The 18,186-nt window shown below is 48.3% G+C and carries 11 protein-coding genes; 8 read left to right on the top strand and 3 right to left on the bottom strand.

Annotated features, from left to right (window positions below; all coding sequences use genetic code 11):
- Nucleotides 1-122 precede the first annotated feature (122 nt).
- From lysA to ACTHMC_RS27875, 4 genes are all read left to right on the top strand, one after another.
- Nucleotides 123-1,337: a diaminopimelate decarboxylase gene (gene lysA / locus ACTHMC_RS27860; protein WP_440418355.1), complete on the top strand. Its 1,215-nt coding sequence runs from the start codon at nt 123-125 to the stop codon at nt 1,335-1,337.
- A 277-nt stretch (nt 1,338-1,614) separates the two neighbouring features.
- Complete coding sequence (locus ACTHMC_RS27865) at nt 1,615-3,234, top strand: C1 family peptidase (protein ID WP_440418356.1); 1,620 nt, start codon at nt 1,615-1,617, stop codon at nt 3,232-3,234.
- 44 nt (nt 3,235-3,278) lie between these two features.
- The gene (locus ACTHMC_RS27870) at nt 3,279-3,779 is read left to right on the top strand and encodes a thioredoxin family protein (protein ID WP_440418357.1); all 501 of its coding nucleotides are present in this window, start codon (nt 3,279-3,281) and stop codon (nt 3,777-3,779) included.
- A 24-nt stretch (nt 3,780-3,803) separates the two neighbouring features.
- Nucleotides 3,804-5,207: an MBL fold metallo-hydrolase RNA specificity domain-containing protein gene (locus ACTHMC_RS27875; protein ID WP_440418358.1), complete on the top strand. Its 1,404-nt coding sequence runs from the start codon at nt 3,804-3,806 to the stop codon at nt 5,205-5,207.
- Between the two features lie 781 nt (nt 5,208-5,988).
- On the opposite strand, the gene ACTHMC_RS27880 is transcribed toward ACTHMC_RS27875, so the two are convergent.
- Complete coding sequence (locus ACTHMC_RS27880) at nt 5,989-6,690, bottom strand: LytR/AlgR family response regulator transcription factor (RefSeq protein ID WP_440418359.1); 702 nt, start codon at nt 6,688-6,690, stop codon at nt 5,989-5,991.
- Entirely contained in the window at nt 6,681-7,091 is a 411-nt protein-coding gene (locus ACTHMC_RS27885; RefSeq protein WP_440418360.1) for an Hpt domain-containing protein, read from the bottom strand. Before ACTHMC_RS27885 ends, ACTHMC_RS27880 begins: the two co-directional genes overlap by 10 nt.
- Nucleotides 7,092-7,172: 81 nt before the next feature.
- On the opposite strand from ACTHMC_RS27885, the gene ACTHMC_RS27890 reads away from it, so the two are divergent.
- The 3 genes from ACTHMC_RS27890 to ACTHMC_RS27900 all read left to right on the top strand — a co-directional run bounded on the left by ACTHMC_RS27890 (nt 7,173) and on the right by ACTHMC_RS27900 (nt 13,901).
- Nucleotides 7,173-9,308 (top strand): response regulator, encoded by a 2,136-nt coding sequence (locus tag ACTHMC_RS27890; protein ID WP_440418361.1) that lies wholly within the window; start codon nt 7,173-7,175, stop codon nt 9,306-9,308.
- 191 nt (nt 9,309-9,499) lie between these two features.
- Nucleotides 9,500-12,430: a SusC/RagA family TonB-linked outer membrane protein gene (locus tag ACTHMC_RS27895; protein WP_440418362.1), complete on the top strand. Its 2,931-nt coding sequence runs from the start codon at nt 9,500-9,502 to the stop codon at nt 12,428-12,430.
- A gap of 19 nt (nt 12,431-12,449) precedes the next feature.
- A complete protein-coding gene (locus tag ACTHMC_RS27900) occupies nt 12,450-13,901 on the top strand; it encodes a RagB/SusD family nutrient uptake outer membrane protein (protein WP_440418363.1) in 1,452 nt (483 codons plus the stop codon).
- A 187-nt stretch (nt 13,902-14,088) separates the two neighbouring features.
- On the opposite strand, the gene ACTHMC_RS27905 is transcribed toward ACTHMC_RS27900, so the two are convergent.
- Nucleotides 14,089-15,453: an SGNH/GDSL hydrolase family protein gene (locus tag ACTHMC_RS27905; protein WP_440418364.1), complete on the bottom strand. Its 1,365-nt coding sequence runs from the start codon at nt 15,451-15,453 to the stop codon at nt 14,089-14,091.
- 239 nt (nt 15,454-15,692) lie between these two features.
- On the opposite strand from ACTHMC_RS27905, the gene ACTHMC_RS27910 reads away from it, so the two are divergent.
- On the top strand, nt 15,693-18,186 hold a 2,494-nt coding region (locus tag ACTHMC_RS27910), incomplete at its 3' end, for a ligand-binding sensor domain-containing protein (protein ID WP_440418365.1).

Consider the following 18,186-nt stretch of genomic DNA (forward strand, 5'->3'; position numbering starts at 1 on the left):
TTCCGTCGCCTCCGGCGACACGGCATTAGCCGGGAGGCGAACCAATAAAAGTCACACGCGGGGACGCGGGCGACCGGGCACACTCCAAGAAATATCTTCTCTTGTTCGTATATTCGCAAACTATGTCACAGCATTTAACCCCAGCATACCTGACCAAACTGGCTACTGATTTTGGTACTCCGCTCTACGTATACCACGCAGAGAAAATCAAAGAGCAATACGAAAAACTCACTACCGCTTTCCGCAACAGCAATACCGTATTCTTCTACGCATGCAAGGCGCTCACCAATATCAATATCCTGAAGTATGTATGCAGCATCGGGGCGAATGTTGACTGCAGCTCCATTAATGAAGTGAAACTGGCACTGCATGCCGGTTTTCCCAATACCCGTGTTCTTTACACCTCCAATGGCATTGCTTTCTCCGAGATCGAAGAAGCAGTAAGCCTGGGCGTGATCATCAATGTGGACAGTATCAGCAACCTGGAAAAATTCGGCGCAAAATATGGCAATACCTACCCGGTAGGTCTTCGCCTTCGTCCCAATATCATGGCAGGCGGCAACCTCAAAATTTCTACCGGTCACGATAAAAGTAAATTCGGCATCCCCGTTGAACAGATCAGCCAGGTGATGGATGTAGTGAACAAATATGATATCCGCATCAGCGATCTCCATATCCATACCGGCAGCGAGATCAAAGACGTGGAAGTTTTTGTAAAAGGGATTGAAGTATTGTTCAGCATCATCCCGCATTTCAAACACCTGGAGTTCATCGATCTGGGCGGTGGTTTCAAGGTGCCGTACAAAGACGGGGATGTGAGCACTGATATTCCCCTGCTGGCAGAGAAAGTACAGGAAGCATTTGCCAGTCATGCTATCCCCGGCGGCAAGCCGCTTCAGGTCTGGTTTGAGCCCGGTAAATTTCTCGTTAGTGAATGTGGTTACCTGATCACGCAGGTGAATGTGATCAAAGAAACCAATGCTGCCACTTTTGTGAGTGTGAACAGCGGTTTCAATCATCTGATCCGCCCCATGTTCTACGATGCTTATCATCATATCGTAAACCTCAGCAATCCTGATGGTGCTGAAAAGAAATATGCAGTGGTTGGGAATATTTGTGAAACGGATACTTTCGCCTGGGACCGTACCCTCAATGAAGTCCGCGAAGGGGATCTCCTGGTGTTCTACAATGCGGGTGCTTATGGATTTGAAATGTCTTCCAATTTCAACTCCCGTTACAAACCCGCTGAAGTGATGGTGATTAACGGTGAAGCACACCTGATCCGTAAACGGGATGTGTTTGAAGACCTGTTGCGCAACCAGATAAATGTGCTGTAAGTGATGGTTAATATCAACCTGTTGGCGTAACAGGTGCGTAAAGTGTTCAAAGTAAATACCTTACTTTTTTTCGTAAAAAAATACCGGCCGGAGCGCTTTTAGCGAATCCGGCCTTTTTGTTTTTGCGTATATCGGAATGCTATAGGTGTTTATTCAACGATCGATCTTTACTGCTGGGTTTTAAACCGGGCTGCACATGGGTTTTGTGCAGCCCTTTTTGTGTCATCGTATTTCCCTGATTTCTTGTTACTTTTAAATTCATAAAAATCGATTTGTTATGCCTATACGTATGGTTGATGATCCGCAGGATCCCCAGGAAAGTAATAGTAACAGTGGAGGTGGCGGCGGCCGTGGCGGTTTTCCCGGCGGCGGTGGAGGCGGTGGCCTCTTTAACCTGCTCCCCTTATTACTGGGACTGTTCAAAGGCAAGGGGATCATATTCCTCCTGATCCTGGGCGGCGCGGCTTATTTTCTGCTGGGCCGTGGCGGCGAAGGCTGTAATATGGGCAGCCTTTCCGATATCGCCGGCAAACTGTCTACCGGGGGCTTCCTGGATCCAAGGCAGTTTGAGCGCGCCAGTATCTATGAGCCGCTGGCAGACGACAATACCAAAAATCCACTACCGGAAGCAGCGGACCTCACTCCCTATGCGCCCTCCGTGGGTAACCAGGGTGAGCAGGGTAGCTGCGTAGCCTGGAGCAGCGCCTATGGCGCCCGCACCGTACTGGAATCATCCCGCAGTGGCGTGAAAGGAGAGGAGCTGAAATTCAGCCCGGCCTTCCTTTACAACCAGATCGGTCTGGATGGTTGCCAGGGCTCCTATATCCTCCGCGCCATGGAATACATGACCAAACAGGGCTCCGTGCCTTATGATAAATTTCCTTATTCAGCACAGGACTGTACCCGTCAGCCGGATCAGAGCCTGATCCGCGAAGCAGCCCAGTTCAAAATGCGCGGCTTCAACCGTCTCTCGCTTGGCGACCGGAATGATGCCATCGATATGCGTGCCATCAAGGAAAACCTTTCGCAAGGTGCGCCCGTGGTGATCGGTATGATGGTAGGCCAGAGCTTCATGCAGGGCATGATGGGCCAGGATGTATGGGATCCGCAGGCCGGTGACGACCGCATGGTTGGATTCGGTGGCCATGCCATGTGCGTGGTAGGTTATGACGATAAGAAATATGGAGGCGCTTTCCATATCATGAACAGCTGGGGGCCTGAATGGGGTGTGAACGGCTTCGGATGGGTCCGTTACAATCATTTCAATTACTTTGTGCGGGAGGCATACGGACTGGAAGCCATGCCCAGGACAGGCGCTGCCGCCAATGAACCCTTCACCTGCGAAGTAGGACTGGTGCAGGTTCGCCAGGAAGGTAACAAAATGGTGGCCGGCAATTATGCAGCGCTACGCGGAACGGGCGACAATGTTTTTGAGACCGTTTCTCCGATGGCCATCGGCAGCCGATTTAAAATGGAAGTGCGTAACAGCAGTGAATGTTATATCTATGTTTTCGGTAAGGAAACTGACGGTACCAGTTATACGCTTTTCCCTTACCCTAAAGCAGACGACAATACCAAAACAAAATACTCTCCCTTCTGCGGCGTTACCGGCTTCCGCCTCTTCCCGCATGATAAGAGCATGACACCTGATAGCATCGGTACACGGGATGTGATGGCCGTAGTGGTGAGCAAGGAACCGCTGGACTGGTATGAGACCAACCGCAAGATCGGAAGCAATCCTTCGTCTGATTATGGAGACCGCGTGAATGCCGCACTGGGTGGGAAGATGGCGCGTGGACTTCGTTTTCAGCCAACGGGTAAAGGCACCATCACATTTACGGCCCCTCCCGGCGGTAACCAGGTGATGGCGGCCATTGTTGAGGTAACAAAGCGTTAACTTCAATTCTTCTTATCTTTAAAAAAATCAAAGCTCTGACAGTTATGAAACAAAAAGTTTTTCTCACACTCCTCATTGCCTGCATGGCTGTTGTTGCCAATGCGCAGGATATGGCCAATTTCAAATTATATAACCCCTCTGAAGATGCAGAGGCGGGTCTGAAGAAAGCGATCGCCGAAGCAAAGGCCGCAAAGAAACATGTGTTTGTTCAGATCGGTGGAAACTGGTGCGTATGGTGCGCGCGCTTCAATGATTATGCTACTACAGACAAACAGATCGATTCCCTGGTGAAGGCCGATTATGTGGTGTATCATATGAACTACAGCAAAGAGAACAAGAACGAAAAGCTTCTCGCGAAATACGGATTCCCCCAGCGTTTCGGATTCCCTGTATTCCTGGTGCTGGATGCCAATGGCAACCGCCTGCATACCCAGGATTCCGGACTGCTGGAAGAGGGCAAAGGCTACAGCAAGAACAAAGTGATGACCTTCTTCACTAACTGGAGCCCAAAATCACTGGACGCGGAGCAATATAAAAAGTGGTAATTGAACTTTAAATTCTGATCCTGCATGAAGATTGCATTTCACGGTGCTGCCAGAACGGTAACAGGTTCCAAACACCTGCTCACACTCAAGAACGGAAATAAGTATTTATTAGACTGCGGCATGTTCCAGGGAATGGGCCGCGAAACGGATTCCCTCAACAGGACCTGGGGCTTTGAGCCCACGGAGGTAACGGCACTTATCCTTTCCCATGCGCATATCGATCACAGCGGGCTCATCCCCAAACTGGTGAAAGATGGCTTCTCCGGAAAAGTATACTGCACACCCGCAACCAAAGAGCTCAGCGCTATTCTGCTGGAAGACTCAGGTGGTATCCAGGAAGACGAAACAAAGTTCATCAATAAAAGAAGGATCGCAGACGGCCTGCCTTACCTGCAGCCCTTGTACAATACAGAGGACGCACTCAAAGCCATGGGTGCATTCCGCACCGTTGAGTACGATAACTGGTTCCGCATAGATGACAATGTAGAAGTGTTGTACACTGATGCCGGGCATATCATCGGCAGTGCTGCCGTGCACCTCCGCGTTACGGAGAACGGCAAGACCACCCGCCTCACTTTCAGCGGCGATGTGGGCCGCTACCGCGATGTGATCCTCCGGTCACCGGCGCCTTTCGATCAGGCCGACGTTATCCTACTTGAATCCACTTACGGCAACAGCCTCCATGACATGCATGTGACCACACCTGACATGCTGCTTCAATGGATCGAGAAGACCTGCCTCCAGAAAAAAGGGAAACTGGTAATGCCTGCCTTCAGCGTAGGCCGTACCCAGGAACTACTGTTTGCGCTCAACCAGCTGGAGTTGGAGAACAGGCTGCCGCCACTGGATTATTTTGTGGACAGCCCGCTCAGCATCGAGGCTACCGAACTGCTCAAAAAATATCCGCAATATTTCAACAAAACCATCCAGCGCTTATTGCAGACCGATAGTGATCCTTTCCACTTCACTGGTCTTAAGTATATCAAATCGGTTGACGAGTCCAAGCTCCTCAACTACCGCAACGAGCCCTGCGTGATCATCTCTGCGAGTGGCATGGCTGATGCCGGCCGTGTGAAGCACCATATCAGCAATACCATCGAGAACACGCGCAACACTATCCTCATGACCGGTTACTGTGAGCCGAACTCGCTCGGTGGAAGACTGATGCGTGGAGAGAAGGAAGTGCGCATCTTCGGTGTCCTCCACGAAGTGCATGCTGAGATCGGCAGTATCCGCAGTATGAGCGCCCACGGCGACTATGAAGATCTCAGCCAGTTCCTTGCCGGCCAGGATCCTCGCCAGGTGCAGAAACTCTTCCTCGTTCACGGCGAATACGATGTACAGGTTCAGTTCCGTCAGCGTCTCCTCAAAAAAGGTTTCCTCGACATCGAGATCCCCGAGCGCCACCAGGAAGTGGGCCTCGGCTAAGCGTAGCAACACTGCTTCTATTACAATCTCTCAAAATACAAAAAATGCAATCTGCTCACCCAGATTGCATTTTCATTTTATCAATCCAAAACAAACATCAATCTCCGATCTTACTATCCATCAGCACTAACCGAAATCTCACCTCCTTTCTCCACCACACGCAGCGAGCAAACACAACACAACAAAACACAACAAAAAAAGCCACCTCACGGAGAGCGGCTTTTTAATTCTTTACTCTGGGTAAACAAACTATAAATTGGATCAGATCAATAGGGATGGATTCAACGGGCCTTCCCGGATAGCGGAATTTTCTACGTGTCATCAACGGATATTGCGTTGGTTTTTCTCCGAGGAGATGTTTGCTATTATCTCAGGTCTTTCAATGAAAATTGGATTGGCGGGTTTTGCGAAACATCCGGCTCCGTGACGCAGGACAGCCGCAAAAAGCGGCTAACCAAAGATGCAGAATATTTTGCATATAAAAAAAGGGGGCAGACCTTTGGTCAGCCCCCTGAATGAAATCGTAAAAAGTACATGAGCAAGGGTATCGATCTGTTCACTCATTAGTTTTCATACTGTACGGATTTCATTTGGGTGTATTAGAGATAACCGTCACGAATAATATCTTTAAAAAGAAGTAGTTAGCTTTGTTTTTCTGTTCCGTTTTGACAGTACAAAGATGTAACACAGATGCTCAAATGTGAAATCTTTTAGTTGACCGGGGGCAAAGCTTCGTTGGAACTCACTTTTTTATCGACGAATGGTCCGGATCAGGTAATAATCAGATAATATTGAGCCTTTTGAGGATCTCAGCCCGGTGGGCCTTACTGATAGGGATCTCGAAACCTTTGATGAAAAGATCGTTTTCCCGGATATCATCGATCTTGGTGATATTGATGATATAAGACCGGTGTACCTTGATAAAGCACTCCTTATTGATCTTCTCCTCCAGGTGTTTGATGGTGTTATGGGTGACGTATTTCTTATCGGTGGTCACAAATTTCACATAGTCTCCCATGCTCTCCATGAACAGGATATCATCATTCTTCAGCCGCACCAGTTTGCCATCACTCTTGATGAAGATATGATCATTGTTATTGGTGCCGGCGCCTGAAGAAGGGGGCGTTTCCGGGTTGTTCATCAGTTTATGAACAGCGTCCAGGAAGCGCTGGTAGGTGAACGGTTTCTTCAGGAAGTCAGTGACATTATATTCAAAGGCGTTGTATGCGTATTCAGGTTTGGATGTGGTGAGGATCACCTTGGGGTGATAGGCCAGTTGATCCAGCAGGTCAAACCCGGTGGCGCCGGGCATTTCCACGTCAAGGAAAAGCAGGTCGATGGAATTGAGGTTGAGGTATTCCAACGCTTCGGCCACATTGGTATAATGTGCCTTCACAGTTATCAGGCCGCTCTTCTCACAGCAACGGCCCAGGTAGTCGGCGGCTACCTGCAGGTCTTCAACAATAACAGCGTTTAAGGGCATAACGTGTTTAAGTTATAGGCTTTCAATCTTTCATACTCCGAACTGATCAGTTCTTTCGATTCGGCTAATGTAGTAATAAGTTGATGATAAGTTTCGCTGAGTAACGCTGTTGATCCCGCTTTCTGGCATAAATCTTCAAATTGCCTGCATTGTTCCTGGATGGCAGTGAGCCCGGCAAAGCCCATGGCCGGTTTGATTTTGTGCGTGGCCCTTTTGAGGTCTTCCAGATCACCGGATGACCAGGCCAGACGGATAGATTCCAGGTCATCGTTGAAATGGCTAAGTGTAATGGAGTACACTTCTTCTATATAGGGGTAATCGTCGGCATACAGACTGAAAAGGTAGTCCGAATCTATTTTTTCACTGAAAATGAAATTTTTAGCGGGCTCTGGCTGCATCATAAGAAAATAGATTTTGCTTTTTTACGTTATACCTTATCAATACCAGAGAAAAAACATTCCGGTACCTATTCCAATAACTCTATGAAGCAGAAATTATTATATCTCGGGTGGTCAATTTACCGCGATATTGTCTATTCTGGGTTACATGAAGGGGTGAGCAAAGATCACCGGAAGAAGATCATCCGGTTCAACCAGTTCATCTTCCTCGCCCTCCTCGTGAATTTTTTCTCTGTACTTTCTTATTTCTACCATAAGCTTTATATCAGTGCGCTGATCAATATCACTTCCGCTTATTTCTTTTTACTGGCCTTTTATTTCGGGTCACGCAGAAAGCTGGAAACAGGACGTATTATCGCAATTGTGAATGTGAACCTGTATCTCATTGTGATCAGTTATATAGAAGGGTTGCGGGCAGGTGAGTACCTGATGTACTTCCCTTACTTCCTGGCCCTAACATTTGTGGTGAACATGCGGCGGAATGCGAGGGAACTGCTGACCGTTTACGCCATTACAATATTATCATCCCTGGTATGTCTGAAGGTATCGCCACATATGAACGATATCCAGGTGATCAATGAGGCTCTTTACTCCAGGCTCTACAGCAGCAATCTGGTGATCAGCCTCTGCGCCACCATCGTTTTCTCCTACGCTATCCTGCGTGTGAACCGCCAGAATGAAGGGGCCATCATGGAGGAAAAGAAATTCGGGGATACCATCTTCAATACCTCACTGGATGGGGTATTCATCATTTTTGCCCAGACCAATATCATTGCCAGCTGTAACCAGCGGGCACTGGAACTTTTTGAAGTGGATGAAAAGCGGGAGATCGAAGGAACCACCATCGAGAAATGGTTTGAAGAAGACCATATCCGCCAGTTTGAGTCCATTGAAGAACTGGTAGCCTCGGGCGCCAAGAACTGGCAGGGTGAGCTGGCCTTTTCTACCAAGACCAGCCGTACTTTTCACGGTTATGTGAGTGTAGTGCCATTCTCCTATAAGGATACCCGTTATACCAAGATCAGTATCCTGGATGTGTCACAGGTGAAAATGACGGAGTTTGAACTGATGAAGGCCAAGGAAACGGCGGAAGTGGCAGCCAAGACCAAGTCGCGTTTCCTTTCCAATATGAGCCATGAGCTGCGTACGCCGCTGAACGGTATCATCGGGGCATCCAACCTTCTGTTACAGGAAGAGTACCTGCCTGCACAGAAACCACATCTTGATATCCTGCAATTCTCATCAAGGCATATGATGCTGTTGGTGAATGATATCCTGGATTATCACAAACTGGAAGCAGGCAAGCTGGAACTGGCTTCTGTGCCGGTGAACATGAAAGAGTTCATTGAAAAAGTGAGCTCGCAGTTCAGCAGCCAGGCTGGCGCACGCGGCCTGGAATTCAGAACTGATATTGATGAAAGACTGGATACAGAACTGATCACTGATGAAACACGCCTTAACCAGGTATTGAGCAACCTCCTCAGTAATGCTATCAAGTTCACGCATAAAGGTAAGATCACGCTGGCCGTACGGCAACTGTTCTCCACCAGCTCGCAGGTAACAGTTCAGTTCATTGTGATGGATACCGGTATCGGAATTCCGCGGAACAAGCACCGGGAGATCTTCGAAAGCTTTACGCAGGCCGATGTGAATACCACCCGCAAGTATGGTGGCACGGGACTTGGACTGGCCATCACCAAAAAAATACTCAACCGCTTCAACAGCGATCTGCTGCTGGAGAGTGAAGAAGGAAAGGGCAGTGCTTTTCACTTTACGGTGGAACTGAAAGTGAACGAGAACAAGCCCCGTTATATACATGAAGAAAATGCCGGTCAACTGGCGACCTTGCAAGGAGTACGGGTGCTGATAGCGGAGGATAACCCGGTAAATCTCTCCATCGCAAAAAGATTCCTTACCAAATGGGGCATTGCCGTAGGCGAAGCAACTAACGGACGGGAAGCAGTGGAGCAGTTCAAGCGGGAGTCATACGATCTGCTGCTGATAGATCTGGAGATGCCGGAAATGGATGGTGCAACAGCATTGAAAGAGATCCGGAAACTCAACGATACCATTCCCGTATTAGCGTTTACTGCTGCTGTTTATGACAATATGCAAACCGATCTTTTACAGAAAGGATTCACTGATTTTATACATAAGCCCTTCCGTCCGGGAGAACTGCATTCAAAAATTACCTATCTTGTCGCCCCTTTACGAGCATAGATCACTTCAATTCTGCTAACTGCTTAGATCATGCGCTGATATAACAGCCATCATTTTTTAATGTTGAACAATTGGCTTAATTGCACCGCCATTACGCATTGCGTTGGTATCTGCATTGAGCTTTCATGATTTTATACCAATCTGGATCTATCCAGGATCGTTTGCTCTTTATTTAAAAACACGTATGTATTATGAGGAGACCATTACTTGTATTTATGGCCATGCTGGTGGCCTTGTGCTCATTTTCTCAAACAAAGTCCGTATCCGGAACAGTTACAGATCAGCGTGACGGCTCCCCTTTACCCGGGGTAACGGTAACCATTAAAGGAACATCAATTTCAACTTCCACAGAACCTGACGGGTCATTCAAACTCTCCGCGCCTGCAAATGCCACAACCTTGCTGTTCAGCAGTGTGGGATTTCAATCGCAGGAAGCTGCTATCGGAAACGGCATCATCAACGTTCAGCTGGAGCATGGCTCCAGTGCACTTTCTGAAGTGGTAGTCACCGGTTACACTTCACAAAGCAAACGTCAGTCTGCAGGATCCACCATCCGTGTATCCGGGGATGACGTAAAACTGCAACCTGTAGGCTCTTTCGAGAGAGCCCTCCAGGGAAAAGTGCCCGGCCTTCTGGCCGTTTCACAGAGTGGACAGCCCGGCTCTGCCGCAGTAGTTACCATTCGTGGTAAAGGTTCCATCAATGGCACCAATACGCCCCTCTATATCATAGACGGTATCCAGGTAGCTGCTGAAGACTTTGCCACTATCAACCCTGGCGATATTGAATCCTTCAATATTCTGAAAGACGCCTCTGCCAGCGCCATTTACGGTTCCCGCGGTTCCAATGGTGTGATTGTGATCACCACCAAACGTGGTGCGGCGGGGCAGACCAAAGTAACTTATGACGGACAGTACGGTGTTTCCGAACTGCCGAAGAACAGGCTGAGGCTGATGAATGCAAAGGAAAAATTGCAATATGAATTATATGACAGACCCTATTATGGCCCCAATCCTTTCGGATGGAGCGATGCAGATATCGATAGCCTGGGAAAGATCAACAATCATATTGAAGATGAGCTCTTCCGCAGGGGAAACACACAGCAACACCAGGTGGCAGCATCCGGTGGAAACGATAAAACACGTTTCTATCTTTCAGGCTCCATCTTCGATCAGCAGGGGGTGGTACGCACTACCGGCTTGAAAAGATATACCGGCCGCGCCAACATCGACAATACTTTCGGTAACTGGAAGATCGGTGTGAACGCCAGTTTCGGGTACTCCCGCTTCATCAATACTTCTGAAAATGCCACATCCATCGGACAGCCCCTGAACGCTATCCGCTGGTTCAATCCTTATATGGAACTGTATGATAAGGACGGCAATTACCAGGATGACTTCTATCAACCCAACCCACTCCGCGAACTTTTCCTGAACACAAGCAACAGCGATCAGTACAAGGGAATCGGTATGGTGTATGCGGAATACAGCCTTCCCTGGGTGAAAGGCCTGCGTGTGAGAACACAGTGGGGCGGAGATTTCACACAGGACGAAACAGGAAGGTATATCGACAGGACCACTTCTCTCGGATCCGTGACCAATGGCAGCAGCGGTCAGCTCAACAGGGGCTACAGCCGTTTTGTACGCTTCACGGGAACAACCTCCATCAACTATCGCAAATCATTCGGTGATCATGATTTAAATCTCTCGCTCTTCAACGAGATCGTGCAGGCCAAACAGAAGAATTTCGGATTTTCCGGATTCGGACTACTGGGACCTCTGAAGAATGAAGGAGGCATCACGCCGGGAAATGCCACCAATGGATTTATTCCAACAGTGGAAGGCGCCACTACACAGAACGGACTGGTGTCGTATTTCCTGGATGGTACCTATGGTTTCAAAAGCAGGTACTTCCTGAACTTTGGTGTAAGAAGGGATGGATCATCCAGGCTTTCCAGGAACAATCGCTGGGCTAATTTCGGCCATGTGGGCGCCAGCTGGATCGTATCGGATGAGAATTTCATGGGAGGAACTGAAAACTGGCTGAGCTCACTGAAGCTCAAAGCCAGCTATGGTTCTGTTGGTAGCCAGGGTATCACCGATTATGAATCCCTCGCATTGCTGGGATCAGCAGCATACAATGGAGAAGCAGGATTTGTGATCAAGAGCCTGGCCAAGCCAATCACATGGGAAAAGAAAGTGATGTTCAATACCGGCATCGAATTCTCCCTGTTCAATGACAGGGTCAGTGGTGGTGTTGAGTATTATAACAACCTCACAAAAGATCTCTTCCTCAACAGGCAGCTCAGCCGTACTTCAGGTTTTGCATCTGTAAATAATAACCTCGGTAAGATCCGTAACTCCGGAATTGAAGTCAGCCTGAGCGCTGATATCGTTCGCAGCAAGGACTTCAACCTGACTGTTTTTGGTAACTATGCCCATAATAAGAATAGGATGATTGATCAGGCAGGGCTTGATCAGTTTGTAGATGGATTCGGCATTTCCAAAGTTGGCTACGCTATCAATTCCGTTTACATCGTCCGTTCTGCCGGTGTAAACCCCAACAATGGAGAAGCACAATATTACAAGGCGGATGGCAGCATCACAGAGAATTTCAGTGAAGCGAGCCGCGCTATCATAGGTACTACCGATCCTACCGACTTCGGTGGATTCGGCACTACCGTTTCTTACAAAGGCATTGAACTGAATCTGCAGTTCAGCTATGCATATGGCAATATCGTTTATAACAACGACCGTCAGAATGTGGAGAATTCAGGTTACTGGACCACCAATCTTTCTGCCGATATGTTGAATGAATGGACCAGGCCCGGCCAGATCACGGATGTGCCTTCTGCTTTCAGCATCTTCCAGGGAGAGACCACCCGGTTCATTGAGAAAGGTGATTTCCTCCGCCTGCAGAATGTAATACTGAGCTATTCCCTGCCGGCATCAGTTCTTCAGAAACTGAAGATCAGGTCTGTGCGTTTCTTTGCACAGGGACAGAATCTCCATGTATGGCATAATGTGAAAGGGTATGATCCTGAAGTGCCCTCCGGTGTTCTGCTGGGCGCACAATATCCTCAGCTGAAAACCATCACATTTGGTGTAAACCTTGGTCTCTAATCATTAAAAAGAAAGGAAAATGTCTATAAAGAAATTACTCATAGCAGCCGGTATCCTGGCTATGACCGCTACCTCCTGTTCAAAAATACTGGATGTGAACCCGGAAACCGACCTGGATGCATCCACAAGGTTTCAGAACCTGGAAGATTATCGCTTTTCATTGATTGGAACGTACAGCCTCTTCCGCGATCCGAACTACTATGGCGGTGTTGATGGTAACTCCAATGCATTCGGACTGCTGCCGGATATGCTGGCCGATGACCTGATTGAAACAGCGGAGTCCCTGTTCAGTGAATTTGTATTCTCTTCCTGGACCTATACCGCAAGGGAAAAGCAGGTGGAAGAAGCCTGGAGGGTTGCTTACAAGATCATCAACCAGGCCAATATCACCCTGCAGGGCATCGATCGTTTTGCGGAAAAGAATCCCGGTACTGTTGCCCGTATCAAAGGACAGGCACTTGCTATCCGGGCGCATGTGCATTTCGATCTGCTCCGTTACTGGGTGAATGATTTCAACCGTAATTCAAATTCACCCGGCATTCCATACATCGTTGTATCCGATTACGAACAGAAGCCTGCACGTGGCACAGTACGCGAAACATATGATAAGATAGAAAAAGACCTGGAAGACGCACTGGAGCTCCTTAGTGGCCAGGACGTGAATCAGGGAGACGAACGTGCTTATATTGATGCAGATGTAGTGAAAGCCATGCTGGCGAGAATGTATCTCTACAGCAATGAACTGGATAAGGCTATCGACTATGCCACACAGGTGATCGATCAGCATTCACTGGCTGCCAGGCATATATTCCCGCAGATCTGGACCGACTTCAGCAATGATGAAGTGCTCTGGTATATAGCATTTGACGCAGGACAGGGTACACCCGGCGGTAACGTGTATGCGCCTACGCAGAACCGCAGCCAGTATGGGCCTAACCAGGATCTGATCGATCAGTATGACGTGAATGATATCCGTCCTGCATCCTATTATAAAGTAGTGACTGATGGCAGCGGGGCAGACCGTACGGTGTTCTCCAAATTCATGGCAAAGTTCACTGCGCAGAAGAGACCTGATGGGGTAGTGAACTTTAAAGTGTTCAGGGTTTCTGAAATGTACCTCATCCGCGCCGAAGCCAATGCCAGGCTGACCGCTCCTGATGAGTCAGCTGCCAATGCAGATCTCAATGAACTGAGAAGAGCGCGTATCAATGGGTATACTGATGAATCGCTCAGTGGCCAGGCCCTGCTGGATGCCATTGAGCTGGAGCGTCGTAAGGAATTGATCGGTGAAGGACATCGTTTCCTCGATCTGAAAAGAAAGGGGGTAGCTGCAAGAAGAGTTCAGAGAGCCAACTGTACTGAAAGATGTGTGTTGGCGCCATCTGCTCCTCAGTGGGTATGGCCGATCCCGCAACCGGAGATCGATGCCAACCCTGGTATCAAACCTCAGAATGATGGTTATGGCGGATAAACAGGGTGTGCCCAGTCGCTCGCGTCCCCGCGAGTGACTTCTATTTCGTCGCCTCCGGCGACACGGTGTTCGCCAGAGGCGAACCAATATAAGTAACTCGCCAGAGGCGGTCTACTGGGCCCTGCGAAATAAAACGGGGCTGACTTCAAAATTGGAAGTCAGCCCCGTTTCGTGTATGATAGTACTATCAGATCTTTTCGATCACAATATTATATGGCTGCGGCTTATTGATCTCGTACAGTTTTGCCTGCATAACATCCCACTGTTTATACAACTCTGCTTCCCTGGGTTTGTTTTTCAGGTAGCGCTCTGCGGGCGGGCGTTCATTCTTTTTAGTGGAACTGTCTGCCAGTTTCCGCTGCAGGATGGCGATACCACTGTCTGTAATATTCCCATTGGGGAGTTTGTACAAAGTACGGTATTCCATATGACGTAGCTGGCGCAGGTCGGATTCCACTGCTTTCATTTTAAGGCAATGGTCGATCACCTGCTGCGCCTGGCGGGTGCCAGCGGTGTTGAGCGTGGCGAGGTTAATACCTTTGGCCAGCTGATCTGAGCTGAATTCGCCGGCTGTGCTATCGTTGATGAATATCCGATAAGTTCCCTTCGGCAAGGACCTTACCAGCAATATCTCCATGTTGAAATCATTGGTAAAAGGTACCAGGTCCAGTGCAGGCGCTGCGGCGGTAGCCACTACGTAAGGCAGGGATACGGGCTTGACCCAGATCTTCAGGCCGTTCTTTGTGAACTCCACATCGCGTTCGCTGACCACGCTTTTCAGAATGCCTTTCCTTGTTTTGAAGTCCAGGGCAACAGGTGCATTGATGGATTTGCCGGTGGTTGAGCGAAGGAACTGGTAGGCCATGGTGAAATGTCCGGGAGAGGCAGGGTGCACACGGTCCTTGCCAACAATGGTGAAGCTGCTGTCTTTCACCTGCATCTTTTTATTGATCTCCGTCATGAGCGTCCAGTAATCCACGGTTCTCAGCTGGTATTTGTTGGCCAGGGTCTGCATATAATCAGCACAGGCTTTCAGTGCATCATTCACGCCAAACAGATTCTCCTGGGGGATCTTTGCCGTCTGGTCATAGATGGATGGCTTTTGCAGTATCACAACTATTTTATTCTGCACAAAGTATTGTACGATCTCCAGCAGGTTCTTTTTATAGGTTTCCAGCGCTTCTTTCTTCTTCTTTTCAATACTGTCTACACCCTTGAACTTTGCTGCATACAGCGGACGGTTTACATCATTCATGCCGATCATGATCACTGCATATTCCGGTTTGTGCACCATGATATCCGGTTGCATGCGCGCCAGGATACCACCTGTTATATCTCCTGAAATGCCGCAGTTGATAAAATTCACCTGGCGGTCCGGGTACTTTGTGGCGTAATAGCTACGGATGTAGTGAACATATTCGCCAGCCATTGTAATGCTGTTCCCTACAAAGCAAACCTTACTGTTCTTGGGGAAAATCAATGGCGGCTGGGCTTTCAGTGCGCCTGGCAGGCAGGCCAGGCAGAGTACTACCAATAAAAGATTTCTGAGCATGTGATGAGCTGTTGTGTGTTTCAATGAACACTGAAGATACAAAGCGGCGGGAAAACCTGGAAAGATGAGCGATGGGTATTTCAAAAAGCTTTAACAAGGCTCCTGACGGGGATCAGGACAAATATTGACATTTTTGGATATATTGCGCGCAGACCAGTGATATAACTTATCATGTTAACTGATAAACGTACCAAAACAAAGTAGCCTTGTCCTTTTCTGCGCAACATGTTTCCAAATGCTTGATCGTTTCATGGCTGTTATTGCAGTCGGTGGTACTGCGTTCACAGGATTACAGCTACTCACATTACACGCCAAGGGATGGCCTCAGCAGCAAAGTGGTGTACTGCATGGTGCAGGACAATGAAGGGTTTATCTGGTTCGGAACAGAAACCGGCGTCAGCCGCTTCGATGGTACACATTTCAAAACCTTCACCACGGCAGATGGATTACCGGACAATGCCATCCTGCGGATATTTGCTGACACAAAAGGCCGTGTGTGGATGATGCCTTTCAAAAACACACTCTGTTATTTCTACAAAGGAAAATTTCATACGCAGGAAAACGATAGCCTGCTCAAAAAATTAAGCCTCTCCGATTTTGTTATGGGCTGCGTGGAAACACCCTCCCGGGATATCGTTATTATCGATAAGAAAAAGATTTTCGCTATCACCAGTGATAACAGGATCGTGGATTATAAGTGTCCCGGTTCCGGTTGTTATCTCACCAAACTGGTGCAGGAAAACAATGATGAATTCCTGTTGCTGAATGAAGAGAAGGTTTACCTTACCAAAGACTTCGTCAATTACAGGTATCTGTACAGCATCCCGCCAAAGCAGGCCGGTGAAGGGCAGGCGCTGATCAAAAAAGACCTGGTTTGCTCTTTCTCAGGAATGAATGTACTGCATGTGGAATCGTTCCGCTATAAATTAAGTTATGATGTTACCATTCCTGCATTGAACAATATTATCAAACTCAACGATTCTGTACTCTGTCTCAATACCACCCGTGGAAATTTCCTGTTCAATATCCTGGAAAGGAAAATGACTGAAAGCTTTCTTACGAATAAGAATGTAAGTAATTATTTCACTGACAATGAAGGCGGGGTCTGGTTCTGCACCATCAATGATGGGGTGTACCGCCTGCATTCAAGGCGGGTAAGGAGTTTCAGGAACCTGGGGGCAGGAGAGCAGACCTTTCATGTATACGATCTTCAGCAGGACAGTGGCGCTATCCTGGTAGGTACGGATATGGGATGTCTTCAACTGGCCACAAATCCTAACGGTCAGGGCACCGGCATTAAACAGCGATTCAGTATTCGGTTGGATAAACCTGTAAAGTGTATCGTGAAGAATGGTGACCAGCTTCTCTTCTCCAGCGGCCCTAATATTTTTGTAAGTGATCCGGGTAAGCCTCTTCGCTCCAGCGCTTATTTTGGTGCGGTGAAACAAATGGATTTCCTCGGAAAGAACAAATTCATCATTGCCACTTCCGGCGCTTTGCAGTTGCTGGATTATCCATCGATGGTTTGCACTAAAATGATCTCCGACGGCCGTACCACCAGTATGCTGGTACGTAACGACAGTGTCTATTTCGGTACCCTCACCGGCCTCCGGCTTCTCCTGCCTGATGGCGGCATTATAGATATGGGCGAATCGATCCCCTTTCTGAAAGGCAAGCGGGTGGCGGCTATCCGTGAAGCAGCTGACGGAACCATCTGGGTGGCCGCCTATGGTGGAATAGTGGAGATCCGAAATAACAGGATGGGCCGTGTTTTCGGAATTACCAATGGTATCAGCAGTAACGATTGCCGCGCACTGGCCATCGATAATCATTGTATCTGGGTAGGGACAGATAAAGGGCTCGACAGGGTATTCATCGATCAGGGCGGCAGTATCATACATTACTCCACCGCCGATGGGCTTGGTTCCAATATGATCAATGCCTTGCTTGTTTCCGGTAATTACCTCTATGCAGGTACTCCTGAAGGCGTTAGCTATTTCGATAAACAAACGATGGCTACAAGTTCGCGCTGTCTGCTCCGCCTGCTGAATATAAGTGTAGACGGCATTGCCATGCCTGAATCAACATGTTATACGCTCAATTACAACAAACGTAATATCCGAGTGGATTATGTGGGTATTTCCTATGGAGCCGACGGAGATATTGAGTACACATACAGGCTGGATGGTTTTGATCCCAACTGGAAAAAAACCAGACAGACTTCGCTGGATTTCATCGCGCTTCCTGCCGGAGAATACAAGCTGGAAATATTTGCCATCAATAAATTCGGCGTGGTGAGTAAACTACTGCCTATCCAGATCATTATCAATGCGCCTTTCTGGCAAACACCCTGGTTTATCACCCTGGCGGCCGTCCTGCTCATTGCCGTCACCTGGCTGATAGTAACGGTAAGGAGTAAGCGAATCACGAACAAAGAGAAAGCAGCCCGTGAAATTCAGGAGAAGTTGCAGGAACTGGAACAGAAAGCCCTGCGCGCGCAGATGAACCCTCATTTCATTTTCAACAGTCTCAATTCCATTCAGGGTTTTATACTCGACAATGATCCGGACAAGGCCAACAAATACCTCAGCAGTTTTGCCAGGTTGATCCGGCAGACGCTCGATAATTCAATGCATCCCAGGATATCCGTAGAAGATGAGATCAAATACCTGAGTACTTATCTTCAGTTGGAACAACTCCGGTTCAAGCACAGTTTTACCTATAGTGTAAAAG

Origin of the sequence: Pseudobacter sp. (genome assembly GCF_051955275.1) — a bacterium.
GTDB lineage: Bacteria > Bacteroidota > Bacteroidia > Chitinophagales > Chitinophagaceae > Pseudobacter.

Excerpts from the sequence above, each read along its gene's own strand:
- ACTHMC_RS27885 (WP_440418360.1), bottom strand. The coding sequence starts at position 7,091 with ATGATGCAGCCAGAGCCCGCTAAAAATTTCATTTTCAGTGAAAAAATA.
- ACTHMC_RS27875 (WP_440418358.1), top strand. The coding sequence starts at position 3,804 with ATGAAGATTGCATTTCACGGTGCTGCCAGAACGGTAACAGGTTCCAAA.
- ACTHMC_RS27890 (WP_440418361.1), top strand. The coding sequence starts at position 7,173 with ATGAAGCAGAAATTATTATATCTCGGGTGGTCAATTTACCGCGATATT.
- ACTHMC_RS27895 (WP_440418362.1), top strand. The coding sequence starts at position 9,500 with ATGAGGAGACCATTACTTGTATTTATGGCCATGCTGGTGGCCTTGTGC.
- ACTHMC_RS27880 (WP_440418359.1), bottom strand. The coding sequence starts at position 6,690 with ATGCCCTTAAACGCTGTTATTGTTGAAGACCTGCAGGTAGCCGCCGAC.
- ACTHMC_RS27865 (WP_440418356.1), top strand. The coding sequence starts at position 1,615 with ATGCCTATACGTATGGTTGATGATCCGCAGGATCCCCAGGAAAGTAAT.
- ACTHMC_RS27870 (WP_440418357.1), top strand. The coding sequence starts at position 3,279 with ATGAAACAAAAAGTTTTTCTCACACTCCTCATTGCCTGCATGGCTGTT.
- lysA (WP_440418355.1), top strand. The coding sequence starts at position 123 with ATGTCACAGCATTTAACCCCAGCATACCTGACCAAACTGGCTACTGAT.
- ACTHMC_RS27905 (WP_440418364.1), bottom strand. The coding sequence starts at position 15,453 with ATGCTCAGAAATCTTTTATTGGTAGTACTCTGCCTGGCCTGCCTGCCA.
- ACTHMC_RS27900 (WP_440418363.1), top strand. The coding sequence starts at position 12,450 with ATGTCTATAAAGAAATTACTCATAGCAGCCGGTATCCTGGCTATGACC.